Annotated in this window: 8 protein-coding genes; 3 read left to right on the forward strand and 5 right to left on the reverse strand. The window is 67.8% G+C overall.

Annotation, left to right across the window (positions count from 1 at the left end; translation table 11 throughout):
* Positions 1–198: 198 nt before the first annotated feature.
* The gene (locus tag JHW38_RS14585; protein WP_207522080.1) at positions 199–2,652 is read right to left on the reverse strand and encodes a S8 family serine peptidase; all 2,454 of its coding nucleotides are present in this window, start codon (positions 2,650–2,652) and stop codon (positions 199–201) included.
* Positions 2,653–3,037: 385 nt separating this feature from the next.
* Positions 3,038–3,979 carry an AraC family transcriptional regulator gene (locus JHW38_RS14590; RefSeq protein WP_207522081.1) on the reverse strand — a complete coding sequence of 314 codons (942 nt, stop codon included), beginning with the start codon at positions 3,977–3,979 and terminating at the stop codon, positions 3,038–3,040.
* Positions 3,980–4,591: 612 nt separating this feature from the next.
* Here JHW38_RS14590 and JHW38_RS14595 point away from each other — a divergent pair.
* On the forward strand, positions 4,592–7,813 hold the full coding sequence (locus JHW38_RS14595; protein ID WP_207522082.1) for an efflux RND transporter permease subunit: 3,222 nt from the start codon (positions 4,592–4,594) through the stop codon (positions 7,811–7,813).
* Positions 7,810–8,961, forward strand: a complete 1,152-nt coding sequence (locus JHW38_RS14600; RefSeq protein WP_207522083.1) for an efflux RND transporter periplasmic adaptor subunit — start codon at positions 7,810–7,812, stop codon at positions 8,959–8,961. Before JHW38_RS14595 ends, JHW38_RS14600 begins: the two co-directional genes overlap by 4 nt.
* A gap of 268 nt (positions 8,962–9,229) precedes the next feature.
* On the opposite strand, the gene fghA is transcribed toward JHW38_RS14600, so the two are convergent.
* From fghA to frmR, 3 genes are all read right to left on the reverse strand, one after another.
* Complete coding sequence (gene fghA / locus JHW38_RS14605; protein WP_207522084.1) at positions 9,230–10,060, reverse strand: S-formylglutathione hydrolase; 831 nt, start codon at positions 10,058–10,060, stop codon at positions 9,230–9,232.
* A 144-nt stretch (positions 10,061–10,204) separates the two neighbouring features.
* Positions 10,205–11,314 carry an S-(hydroxymethyl)glutathione dehydrogenase/class III alcohol dehydrogenase gene (locus JHW38_RS14610; protein WP_207526374.1) on the reverse strand — a complete coding sequence of 370 codons (1,110 nt, stop codon included), beginning with the start codon at positions 11,312–11,314 and terminating at the stop codon, positions 10,205–10,207.
* A gap of 89 nt (positions 11,315–11,403) precedes the next feature.
* The gene (frmR, locus tag JHW38_RS14615) at positions 11,404–11,676 is read right to left on the reverse strand and encodes a formaldehyde-responsive transcriptional repressor FrmR (protein ID WP_207522085.1); all 273 of its coding nucleotides are present in this window, start codon (positions 11,674–11,676) and stop codon (positions 11,404–11,406) included.
* A 266-nt stretch (positions 11,677–11,942) separates the two neighbouring features.
* Here frmR and JHW38_RS14620 point away from each other — a divergent pair, with 266 nt between their 5' ends.
* The gene (locus JHW38_RS14620; protein WP_207522086.1) at positions 11,943–13,049 is read left to right on the forward strand and encodes a hypothetical protein; all 1,107 of its coding nucleotides are present in this window, start codon (positions 11,943–11,945) and stop codon (positions 13,047–13,049) included.
* Positions 13,050–13,117: the final 68 nt, after the last annotated feature.

Genomic DNA, 13,117 nt, shown 5'->3' on the forward strand with positions numbered 1-13,117 from the left:
GCCAAGCGCAGTGAGCGTGGGTGAGGCCTGTTGCATCGCAGCGCGGTTATGCGCGAACGCGCGCCGTCGCGCCGCGTCGGCGGCGCCGCCCGCGGCTAGCGCCGGCGCACGCAAAAAGGCGCCGGACCGAAGTCCGGCGCCCCGAAGAACGACCCGCGCCGCATGCGCACGGCGCGCGCCGTCTACCCGATGCGCGGCTTATTTCGCCGCGCAGGCCGTGCTGTTGTCGCTGCGCAGCTGGTCGTAGCTCTTCTGCCCCGCCGGCAGCGGGCTGGCCTGCGCCGGCAGCAAGGCGCGGTACTTGCCGTCGTAGGTCGCCGACAGGAAGCAGGCTTCCGAGTTGGCGTGGAACTTCAAGCGGCCGTTGCCGTAGCTGCTGTCGAAACCGGCCGCGCCCAGATCGTTGCCGCCGGTGCTGGCCACGTACACCAGCGAGTCGTAGGTCGAATCGGACAGGTCGATGTTGCGCTGCTTCAGCAACGCGGCGCGCGCGTCCTTTTGCGCCTGGGTCGCGCCGGCCGGCAACGGCGCCGGCACGGTGGCGTTGGTCAGCTGGCGCTGGTGCTGCAAGCCCAGCAGCGCCAGCGCGGCCACGTGCGGCGTCGCCGAGGAGGTGCCGTTGAACTCGTTGTCGCCGTAGGACACGGTGTCGACGTTGGCGAAGTTGGCCAGGTCGGGCTTGGCGTTGCCCGCGGCCTGCCCGGCCGGGCGCGCGCCGCCGGCGGCGAGCACCGGGCCGCGCGAGCTGTAGCTCTCCAGGTTCGAGGTCGCCGCATCCAGCGCCGCCACCGTGATCACGCTGGCCGAGTCGGCCGGATGCACCAGCGAGCGTTCGTTCTGGCCGTACTGGAAGCTGTGCAGGCCGCCGCTCATCAGGCGCAGGAAGTTGCTGGCGCCGGCGGTCTTGCGCACGATGCGCACGCCGAACTTGCCGCCGCCGGCGAAGCGGTTGTTGAACACGCCGTCGCACGCGGTCGTCTTGGTGTTCGCCGCCGGGACGACCGCGACGCGCTCCAGCGGCTGCTGGTTGGCGCCGCCGTTCTGGGCGTCGTCGGACTGGCCCACCGCGACCCAGCCGGCCGCCTGCACCACCACGGTCTTGTAGCTCCAGGTGTTCCAGTCCCATTGGCGCTGGGTCACCGCATCGGCCCAGCGCACCAGCTCGAGCCGGTAGTCGGCGTCGGTGGTGTTGGCGCCGCCGGTCCAGTCGTTCCAGCCCAGCCACACGTCGATCTCGGTCAGGTCCTTGTCGGCCTGCGACACCGCGCCGACCGGGATGCATTCGCCGAAGCCTTCGATGCGCAGCGCGTTGATGTTGTCGGCGATGGCCACGCCGTTGCCGTCGCGGTTGCCGACCACGAAGTCCTGCAGCACGTTGGCGCCGGCGCCGGCGGTGCTGTCGTCGTCCCAGTGCTTCTGCGCCTCGTTGCCGGCGGCGTTGAGGATCAGCACGCCGTTGCGCGCGGCCGCCTCGATCGCGTCGTACAGGCCCTTGAGGTTGCTGCCGGTGCCGGTGCCGTCGCCCGGCGCGTACAGCGACATGCCCTGCGACGCGGTCAGCACCTGCGCGCGCGGCTCGCCCTGCGGCTGGTTCAGCGCGTTGAGGTTGGCCGCGTCCTGGATGCCCTTGACCCAGTCGGCGGTCTGGCCGGCGTCGTAGATGCGGAATTTCGCCGCCGGCGCGATGTCGTAGACGATCTCGACCACGGCGTTGCCGTGCTTCTGCTTGGTGTAGCCGAACGCGCCGGCGGCCGGCTTGAACAGGCTGACCTTGTCGGCGACCGCGGCGGTGTTCTTCGGCCACTCGTCGGCGTCCTGCAGCGCCTTGACTTCGCCGGCGGTGTCGGCGAACTGGTCGAACACGGCGATGGTCAGGCCTTCGCCTTTCAGATCGCGGCGCAGGCCGGCATCGAGCCCGGCGTAGTTGCCGAGCGAGCGCAGCTGATCGAGGTTGCTGGCGGTGGCGCCGTCGCTGAACGCCGCGGTGCGCGGCATCGCCAGCAGCGACACCTGCGCCACTTCGCGCAGGCCCGCGACCCATTCCAGCCGCGCCAGCGGCACGAACGCTTCCAGGCTCGGCGAGCCGTTGATCTTTTCCACTTGCAGGCCGGCGCCGCGCAGGGTTTCGCGCAGCGAGGTGGCGGCGCGGTCGAGCAGGCTGGCGTTGGCGACGATGTCCTGGCCCACGGCCAGATTGACGTTGACCTTGACCCGCTCGCCGTCGCGATAGCGCGAGGGGATGCCGGCGCTGTCGAGCGCGGCGATCTGCGCCGACGCGGTCGCGGCGCTGTAGGCGGCGCTGCCGGTCGCGCTGCGGCCGGCGGCGCGCTGCGCGGCCGGATCGGCGGCGAAGGCTTGCAGCGCCTGCAACAGCTGGCCGGCGCCGAGCTTGGCCTGGGCCGGGTTCAACGGCACCGGCGCGGTCGCGGCGACCGCGCGCACCGGCGCGCCGCTGCTCGACGGCGCCGAGGCCGACGGCGCGGCCGCGCCTGCGAGCGGGCCCGAGGCCGGCGCGCCGCCGAGCGTCGGCGCGGCGGTGCCGCGCGCGGCCGTCTGTGCGGTCGCGCCATCCTGCGCGGCCCACAGCAACGCCGTGGCGCAAGCGGCGGTCAGGCCGAGCACGGCGAATTTCTTCGAAGCAAGCTTGTTCATTAACCGATTCCTGTCAGCGGATGGACGGGCTGTGTGCGCCAACCGAACGCGCGCAGTCGCCCGCTTCGCCACGCCCGGCCTCGCGATCGGGGTGCGAAAAAAATAGTCGGTGGGTTCGAGTGCAGTAAGTACGTACTTTTGCTGCGCTCACAAACACAAACGCATCGATTGCGCGATCACCCTACGCAGGCGGCGCAGTTCCTAAAGAACGAATCGGCATGAAACAAGGGATAGGGAGATGCGGCGGGGCTGCGTTGCGACTGGATTCGGCACAGGCGCGCAGCGACGCAGCGATTTCGTTCAGAGATCCGAACACGTCTGCGAACCGGCGACGTCGACGGGCCCGACCGTTTCATCGGCAACGGTCGCGCCGCGGCGGCCCGGCTCAGCCCTGCGGCGCGCCTCGGGCCAGGATCACTTCCGCGCGCGGCGGCGCGCCGAACAGGCGCTTGTACTCGCGCGAGAACTGCGACGGGCTCTCGTAGCCGACCCGGTGCGCGGCGGTCACCGCTTCCATGCCGTCGATCATCATCAGCCGGCGCGCCTCGTGCAGGCGCAGGTGCTTCTGGAATTGCAGCGGCGACATCGTGGTCACCGCCTTGAACTGGTGGTGCAGCGACGAAGTGCTCATGTGCAGTTCGTCGGCGAGGTCGTCGATGCACAGCGGCAGCAGATAGCGCTGGCGCAGCATCGTCACCGCCTTGGCGATGCGGCTGGAACGGCTGTCGTTGAGCGCCAGCGTGCGCAGGCGGTGGCCGAGGTCGCCCATCAGCACGCGGTAGAAGATTTCGCGCAGCGCCATCGGCGCGAGCACCGGCAGATCCTGCGGCGTGTCGAGCAGGCGCATCAGCCGCAGCACCGCGTCCATCAGCGTGGTGTTGATCCGCGCCGCGTACAGGCCGAGGTCGACGCCGCTGTGTTCGTTCGGCGGCGCCTGCCCGGCATCGACGATCAGGCGCGCGATCTCGGCCGGATCGATGTCGATGCGCAGGCACAGGTAGGGTTTGTCGGGCGTGGCCTCGATGACCTGGCCGATCATCGGCAAGGTCACCGACACCACCAGGTAGTTCAGCGGGTCGTAGTGGTAGACGCGGTCGGACAGCGTCACCACCTTGCGGCCCTGCGCGACCACGCACAGGCGCGGCTCGTATACCGACGGCGAGCACTCGGTCGGCCCGCCCATCCGGATCAGATGCAGCTGGCGCACCCGGGTGCCGTGGACGCCGTCGCCGGCGACCGTCAATCGGGCAATCCGGTCGACCAGCTCGGCCTGCGCCGCGCAGTGCCCGCGCTGGGCGATGGTGTCGGCGGAAGTATTGGCGCTCATGGCTTCCCGGGGACGGGCGGACGGCTGGGATTATCGGTACGAATCTGGCCTGAGACTGTGCCGCTTCGGCCGAATTGCAGGATCGGGCAACGATGCGGCAGTAATGTACTAACGCGGTGGCGTTTTCGAGCCTAATTTAATCCTAACCCCCAGCGGCCCCCGCCGCCGGCCCTGCCGGCGCGGACCGGTGGGCGGCGGCCCGGCAGCGCCGTCCCGCGGGACGCGCGCGGCCGCGGCCGGCGCGCCGGTCAGGATCACCCCGGCCAAAATCGCGCCGGCCAGGGGCCGCCGGCGAGCCGGCGCCCGCGCCGCCGATCCGCCCTGCCAGCGAGAGCACGCCAGCCCCGGGAACCCATAGCCAACCGCTCGCCCTGAGCCAGCCCGCGCTGAACCGGCCATCGTCCGCCGCCATGCACGGCTGACGAATTTGTCAGCGCAGCGACAGCCTCGCGTATGCGCGCGGCGCCTACAGTGCGACGGCCGCCTACGTCCGTCGTGCATCCGCCGCAGCGTTGCGGCACGCATACGAATCATTCCACCCGGCCCGGCTGCTCGACGGCCGCGCGGCGTGGACACTCCGCACCACCGATCCAGCCGTCGGAACCTCACACGATGTGGATAGTCCAATACGCGCTCAGCCGCCGATACACCATCGGCGTCCTGGCGATCCTGATCCTGCTGTTCGGCGTGCTGTCGGCGCGCAAGATGCCGACCGACATCCTGCCGGAAGTCGGCATTCCCTCGGTCAACCTGGTGTGGACCTATAGCGGCCTGCCGGCCGCGGACGTCGCCGCGAAGATGACCTCGTTCTCCGAGGCGGCGATCCTCAACACCGTCGACGACCTCAAGGAAGTGCGCTCGGAGACGCTCAACGGCGCCAGCATCGTGCGCATCGACTTCCAGCCCACGGTCAGCCTCGACCGCGCGCTGGTGCAGATCACCTCGGTCTCGCAGACGATCCTGCGGCGCATGCCGCCGGGCACCTCGCCGCCGCTGGTGGTGCGCAACAACGTCTCGTCCACGCCGGTGCTGCAGCTGGTGCTGTCGTCGGATTCGCTGACCGAAGCCCAGCTCTACGACTACGCGCGCCTGCAACTGCGCTCGCAGATCCAGACCATCCCCGGCATCCGCATGACCCTGCCGTACGGCGGCGCGCCGCGGCAGATCATGGTCGACCTGGATCCGGCGCGGCTGCAGACCTACGGTCTGACCCCTGCGGATGTGACCGCGGCGCTGGAGCGCGGCAGCCCGACCCTGCCGTCGGGCTCGATCCGCGAAGGCGCGCGCGAGATGCAGATCTCGATCGACACCAGCCCGGCCACCGCGAGCGAGTTCCTCGACATTCCGGTGGCCTCGCGCGGCGGCACCGTGATCTACGTGCGCGACATCGCCTCGGTCCGCGACGGCGGCGCGCTGCAGACCAACGTGGCGCGCATGGACGGCTCCAGCGCGGTGTCGGTGGCGCTGATCAAGCTCGGCGGCGCGTCCGCGGTCGAGATCGTGCGCGCGGTGCGCGAGCGCCTGCCCGAGATCGAAGCCTCGGCGCCGCCGGGCACGCGCATCCACGCGATCTTCGACCAGTCGGTGTTCGTCGACAACGCGATCGGCTCGATCCAGCACGAAGCGGTGCTGGTCGGCCTGCTGGTGGCGCTGGTGGTGCTGGTGTTCATCGGCTCGTGGCGCTCCAGCGCGATCGTGCTGTCGGCGATTCCGCTGGCGCTGCTGGCCTCGGTGGCGATGCTGCACGTGCTGGGCTACACCTTCAACGTGATGACCCTCGGCGGCCTGGCGCTGGCGATCGGCATCCTGGTCGACAACGCGGTGGTCGACGTCGAGAACACCAACCGCAACATCGCGCTCGGCAAGGACGTGCGCACCGCGATCCTCGACAGCGCCAAGGAAGTGGTGTTCCCGGAAATGGTCTCGACCATTTCGATCTGCATCGTGCTGACCCCGATCCTGCTGATGACCGGCCTGTCGGCGTGGGTGTTCACCCCGCTGGCGCTGGCGGTGATCTTCGCGATGCTGGCCTCGTTCCTGCTCTCGCGCACGCTGATCCCGGTGCTGTGCTACCTGCTGCTGCCGGCCGACATCCAAAGCCGCGCCAATCCGCGCTGGGCGCCGGAAAAGCTGCTGCTGGCGGTCAACCACAAGGTCGAACACGCGCTGGATTCGCTGCGCGACAAGCACCACGCGCTGCTGGTCCGGCTCGGCCACCACGGCGCGGTGCTGACCGTGATCGCGCTGCTGGTGTTCGGCGTCGGCGCGCTGGCCGCGGCGTCGCTGGGCCGCGAGTACTTCCCGCAGGTCGACGCCGGCCAGCTGCGCCTGCAGGTGCGCCTGCCGACCGGCACCCGGCTCGAGGAAACCGCGGCCAGGCTCAGCGAGATCCAGCGCGAGATCCGCGCGATCATCCCGGCCAACGAACTGCAGACCGTGTACGAGCAGATCGGCGTGCCCGACGCGATCAACCTGTCGCTGGTCGACAGCACCGTGGTCGGTTCGTTCGAAGCCGAGATCATGCTGCAGCTGCGCTCGCCGCACGCCAACAGCCACGACTATCTGGTCAAGATCCGCAAGCGCATCGCCGAACGCTTCCCGGACGTGAAGCTGTTCGAGCGTCCGCCGGACGCGACCAGCCGCACCCTCGCCGGCTCGGCCGCGGCCGCGTTCGAAGTGCGCCTGATCGGCCGCGACGTGCCCGGCAACATGGCGCTGGCGCGCGAGATCGAGAAGCGCCTGCATCAGGTGCCCGGCGCGGTCGACATCTCGCTGCGCCAGGTGCTCGACCTGCCCGAGTATCAAGTCAAGATCGACCGCACCCGCGCCGCCCAGCTCGGCCTGGATCCGCAGCAGGCCGCGCGCGCGGTGCTGGCGGTGCTCGGCTCGGCCGGCACGGTGTCGCCGGTGTACTGGACCGACACCGTCAACGCCATCGCCTACACCGTGCAGGTGCAGGCGCCGCTGACCCAGCTGCAGGACATCGACCAGCTGATGAACTCGCCGCTGCGCATCGGCGCCAACGGCGAAGCGGTCCTGCTGCGCAACATCGCCACCGTGGTGCCGCGCAAGGTGCCGGCGAGCATCGCCCGCACCACTCTGGCGCCGACCATCAGCGTCATCGCGAACGTCGAAGGCACCGACCTGGGTTCGGTCTACGACAAGCTCAGCGCGATCACCAAGGAATTGAACGGCCAGCTCAAGCCCGGCAACCGCATCGAAATCGTCGGCCAGGCCGGCGAGATGCAGAACGCGTACGGCGAACTCGCCGCGGGCCTGGTGATGTCGGCGATCCTGGTGTTCCTCGTGCTCGTGGTGAACTTCCAGTCGTGGATCCAGCCCGCGGTGGCCATGTCCGGCCTGCCGATCGCGATCGCCGGCGCCGCCATCGGCCTGTTCGTCACCGGCACGCCGCTGAGCGTGCCGGCGCTGATGGGCGTGATGATGGTGATCGGCGTGTCGACCGCGAACTCGGTGCTGGTCACCAGCTTCGCCCGCGGCCTGATCGCCGACGGCCACGATCCGGAACTGGCCGCGTACGAATCCGCGGCGGTGCGTTTGCGCCCGGTGCTGATGACCGCCAGCGCGATGGTGCTCGGCATCATTCCGATGGCGATCGGCCTCGGCGACGGCGGCGAGCAGAACGCGCCGCTCGGCCGCGCGGTGATCGGCGGCCTGTTGTTCGGCACGCCGGCCACGCTGATCCTGGTGCCGTCGATCCTCGCCGTGGTCGGCCGCCGCCGCAAGCCGGCCGGCGGCGAAGACGACGCCAACGCTACGACCCCCACTGCCGCCGCCACCGGCGACGGCGCCCCCGCTGGAGCCAACGCATGAACCGCACGACCCGTCCCACCGCTCCCCTGCTGCGCGCCGCGCTGAGCGCCGCGGTCGCCGGCCTCGTGCTCGCCGCCGTCGCCGGCTGCGGCCGCAGCGAAGCCGAAACCGCGCAAGCGCCGGCCACGCCGGAAGTGCTGACGGTGCAGGCCAAGGCCGCCGACCCGGCCTACGACCTGAGCCTGCCGGCGCGCGCCCAGGCCGGCGAATCGGCGGCGCTGTACGCGCGCGCCACCGGCTTCGTCAGCGAGCGCCGCGCCGAACTCGGCGACAAGGTCGGCGCCGGCCAGGTGCTGGCGACGATCTCCGCGCCGGAGATCGACCAGGCCGTGCGCGAAGCGCGCGCGGTCGTCGCCCAGACCACCGCCGACGAAGAACTGGCCAAGGTCAACTACCAGCGCGCGCAGCAGCTGATCGGTTCGGGCGCGGTGTCGAAGGAATACTTCAGCGACCGCAAGGGCAACTTTGATGTCGCCGTCGCCGCGCGCAACGCCGCGCAGGCGCGGCTGACCTCGGCGCTGGAACGGCAGTCGTTCACCCAGGTGCGCGCGCCGTTCGCCGGCGTGGTGGTGGCGCGCAACATCGAGCGCGGCGACCGCGTGGTCGGCGATTCGGCGACCGCGACCACGCCGATGTTCGAAGTCGCCGTGCTGGATCCGCTGCGCGTCGTCGTCGACGTGCCGCAGAACGTGTCGCTGCAGATCAGCAACGGCCTGCAGGCCGAAGTCAGCTTCCCCGAGCTGCCGGGCCAGGTGTTCCAGGCCGAGGTCGCGCGCAGCGCGCGCGCCCTGTCGCGCGACGCCGGCGTGATGCGCACCGAACTGCGCCTGCCGAATCCCGACAGCCGCATTCCCGCCGGCATGGTCGGCAGCGCGCGCCTGCACCTGCCGCGCGCGGCCGCGGCGGTGGTGCTGCCAGTGTCGACCGTGGTGCAGCGCGCCGCGGGCACGCAGGTGGCGACGGTGACGCAAGGATCGACCCTGGCGTACCGCGACGTGACCGTCGGCCGCAACCTCGGCAACGAGATCGAAGTGCTGACCGGGATCGCGCCGGGCGACACGGTGGTGCTGGCGCCGAATGCGTTGCTGGCCGACGGCAACAAGGTCAGCGCGAAGGCGATGCCGCCGCCGGTAGCCAAGAAGTCTTAAGCGCCGCCCTCATCCGCCCCTTCGGGGCACCTTCTCCCGCGCGGGGTGAGGCGCTGCGCTTGCGAGCCACTGGCTCGCGCAGTGCCGAACGCCCGAACGCTATGCGTTCGGGCCGGGGAGCGGGGTAGCCAGATGCTGTGCATGCTTGCTGCCCTCATCCGCCCCTTCGGGGCACTTTCTCCCGCAAGCGGGAGAAGGGACAGCAATCGGCGCCGCTGCTTTTAGCCCCTCTCCCGCTTGCGGGAGAGGGGTTGGGGTGAGGGCCGCCCTACCCGCGCAACGCCTTGGCGTGATGCGCGATGTGCTCGCCGATAAAACTCGAAATGAAGTAATAGCTGTGGTCGTACCCCGGCCGCACCCGCAGCTGCAACGGATGCCCCGCCGCCTCGCACGCCGCGCGCAACAGCTCCGGCTTGAGCTGCGTCGCCAGGAACTCGTCGTCCCCGCCCTGATCGATCAACAGCGGCAACCGTTCCTGCGCCCCAGGCACCAACGCAGTCGCATCCCACGCCTGCCACGACTCGCGATCCTCGCCCAGATACGCCGAAAACGCCTTCTCGCCCCACGGCGACTGCGACGGCGCGGCGATCGGCGAGAACGCCGACACGCTGCGATAGCGCCCCGGATTCTTCAGCGCGATGGTCAACGCCCCATGCCCGCCCATCGAATGCCCGCTGATCGCGCGCGCGCTGGTGGTCGGGAAATGCGCGTCGACCAACGCCGGCAGTTCGTCGACCACGTAGTCGTACATGCGGTAATGCCCGGCCCACTTAGGCCGGGTGGCATTGAGGTAGAAACCCGCGCCGATGCCGAGGTCGTAGCCTTCGGCATCGGGAATGCCCTCGCCGCGCGGGCTGGTGTCGGGCGCGACCAGGATCACGCCATGCTCGGCCGCATACCGTTGCGCGCCGGACTTGGTGATGAAGTTCTGCTCGGTGCAGGTCAGCCCGGACAGCCAGTACAGCACCGGGCAGTCGGCGCTCTCGGCCTGCGGCGGCAGATAGACGCCGAAGCGCATCGCGCAGCCCAGGGTGGTAGCGGTATGGCTCCAGACTTGCTGGCGGCCGCCGAAGCAGCCGTGGGATTCGATTTTTTCCATGGGCGTCTCGTGCTTGATGGTGCGGCCCTCATCCGCCCTTCGGGCACCTTCTCCCGCTAGCGGAAGAAGGAACAGCAAACGACGCTGCTGCTTGAAGCCCCTCTCCCGCTTGCGGGAGAGGGGTTGAGGTGAGGGCCACCCCGATCAGAAGTGGATCACCGTACGAATCGACTTGCCCTCATGCATCAAATCGAAGGCCTCGTTGATCCGCTCCAGCGGCAGCGTGTGGGTGATGAACGGATCCAGATCGATCTCGCCCTTCATCGCCTGCTCGACCATGCCCGGCAACTGCGTACGTCCCTTGACCCCGCCGAACGCGGTCCCGCGCCACACCCGGCCGGTCACCAGCTGGAACGGCCGCGTCTTGATCTCCTGGCCGGCGCCGGCGACGCCGATGATGACCGACTCGCCCCAGCCCTTGTGGCAGCACTCCAGCGCCGAACGCATCACCTCGACGTTGCCGATGCATTCGAAGCTGAAATCCACGCCGCCGTCGGTCATCTCGACCAGCACGTCCTGGATCGGCCGGTCGTGATCCTTCGGATTGACGCAATCGGTCGCGCCCATCGACTTGGCCAGCTCGAACTTCGACGCGTTGGTGTCGACGCCGATGATGCGCCCGGCCTTGGCCTGCACCGCGCCCTGGATCACCGCCAAACCGATGCCGCCGAGGCCGAACACCGCGACCGTATCGCCCGGCTGCACCTTGGCGGTGTTGTGCACCGCGCCGATGCCGGTGGTGACGCCGCAACCGAGCAGGCAGACCTTCTCCAGCGGCGCTTGCGCATTGACCACGGCGAGCGAGATTTCCGGCACGACGGTGTACTCGCTGAAGGTGCTGCAACCCATGTAGTGATGGATCGGCTGGCCTTCATAGCTGAAGCGCGTGGTGCCGTCGGGCATCAGCCCCTTGCCCTGGGTCGCGCGCACGGCCTGGCACAGGTTGGTCTTGCCCGACAGGCAGAACTTGCACTTGCGGCATTCGGCCGTGTACAGCGGGATGACGTGATCGCCGGGCTTGAGGCCGGTCACGCCTTCGCCGACTTCGACCACCACGCCGCCGCCTTCGTGGCCGAGCACGGCCGGGAACAGGCCTTCGGGGTCGTCGCCGCTCAGGGTGAACGCATCGGTGTGGCAGACGCCGGTGGCGTGGATGCGCACCAGCACTTCGCCGGCTTGCGGCGGCTGCACGTCGATCTCGACGATCTTCAACGGTTCGCCGGCGGCGAAGGCGACGGCGGCGCGGCTTTTGATGACCCGGCTCATGGGCGGTGGTCTCCTGGTGGCGGGGAGTGGGAATCGTTCGGTGGAAACGACCGCGGCGCGCGCCGCGGACATCGGGGTTATTTCAGGTACGAGCGCACCAGCGTGGCGATTTCGTCGATGCTGGACTCGCGGCCGCGATCGGCCACGGCCTGACCGAGCTCCTCGCGGATGTGGCTCTCCAGCACTTCCGACATCAGCCCGTTGACCGCGCCGCGGATCGCGGCGATCTGCTGCAACACCGCCGCGCAGTCGCTGCCGGCTTCGAGCGCGCGCTCCAAGGCCTCGGTCTGGCCCTTGATGCGGCGCACGCGGGTGAGGACGCGCTTTTTTTCGGCGGGGGAATGCGGCATGGGATCTTCAAGATCTTCTGATACTGCCTCCCAGTATACAACCGCTGCGAAGCTCGTCTACGCAAGCGCGGCCCCAAGCGCCAAGCTTTCCATGCCCCAAAACATGCAGGACGTCGCAGAGCCTGTTCGGACAAGAGAGATCATCGTGCCCAATGACGGCACACATAGTGCGCAACTCACCGATGGGCGTTGAAAAACGGGCCTGACCGGTATTCACTGCCTGCAATAGCATTTGCAGTCATACATGCATCAGACACGGGGGCCACATGGAAGCGGATGTCGCAGCGATTTTCTCGGAAGAGAACAACACTTCCTTGCTGAAAGGATTGATCCAAACGCTCGAGCAGATCGACGTCAGAAAAATGGAGCAGAAACGGCTGCCGCAACTGCTTCGCGACGCTGTATCCATCATCGACCAGTACGCGGACATTTTCGACGAACTCGCCCCCTCCAGCGCGGAGCGCAGCGGGCAGCAGTTCTTCAATGCGATCGACGAGTTCCTGAGAACCATAGGCCTGGAGACCGACGAAGAGCGCGAACGCGATCTGCGCAACATATTCAGCTACGCCTATCAATTTTTGTGTGAGGCGGAGCTCAGGCCTTCATCCAGGATCCATTTCAATATCGACAAATACAGCGATTACGTTCACACGCACCTGGATGACTTTTCTGGATCAGATCGTCAAAGATTGGTTTATGCAACCAACCTGATGCCGGCATTCATCTCCAAGCAGCTAGTGAGGAATCGCGAACTCATCGATTTGCTCGCTTTGCCGGAAACCCTCAAAAGGCTCAACCAGGAAAACGAGAGCTGGAACAAGAAAATCGATGAAGACCTGAAGCGCGCATATGACCTGTCGCAGAGAGTCGAAAATTTGACAGCCAGCTACAACTTCGTAGGTCTGAATAAGGGCTTCCAGAATCTCCGCGAAGCGAAGGAAAAAGAGAGCTTCCGCGCATTCGTCTTTTTGACTTTCATCGGTGCGGTCATGATTGCTACTCCGATCGGGGCATGGTCTTGGACCATGCTGGCGGCACACTCGCCACCGCTTACCCAGATGAATATGATCTATTCTGCGCCCGCTCTAATCACACTCGAACTGCTGCTCGTTTATTTTTTCAGAATTACGTTAAGTCAATTCAAATCCATCAAAGCCCAACTACTTCAGATCGACCTGAGGATGACGCTTTGCCAGTTCATAGAAAAGTACGCGGAATATGCGATCAAGATCCGCGGCGATGATAAGGAATTGCTTGCGAAGTTCGAGGCGATCGTTTTCAGCGGCTTGGCACCGGATGAAAGCGGAATTCCTTCCACGTTCGACGGCATGGAACACCTGACAAACCTGATCAAATCAGTGCGCGGGCCATGATGAGCTGGAGCCTCGCCGGTGGAGTCATACATCAGCAGCGGATAAGAGTTCCTCGGCTATCCATGACT

Source organism: Lysobacter enzymogenes (assembly GCF_017355525.1).
Lineage (GTDB): Bacteria > Pseudomonadota > Gammaproteobacteria > Xanthomonadales > Xanthomonadaceae > Lysobacter > Lysobacter enzymogenes_C.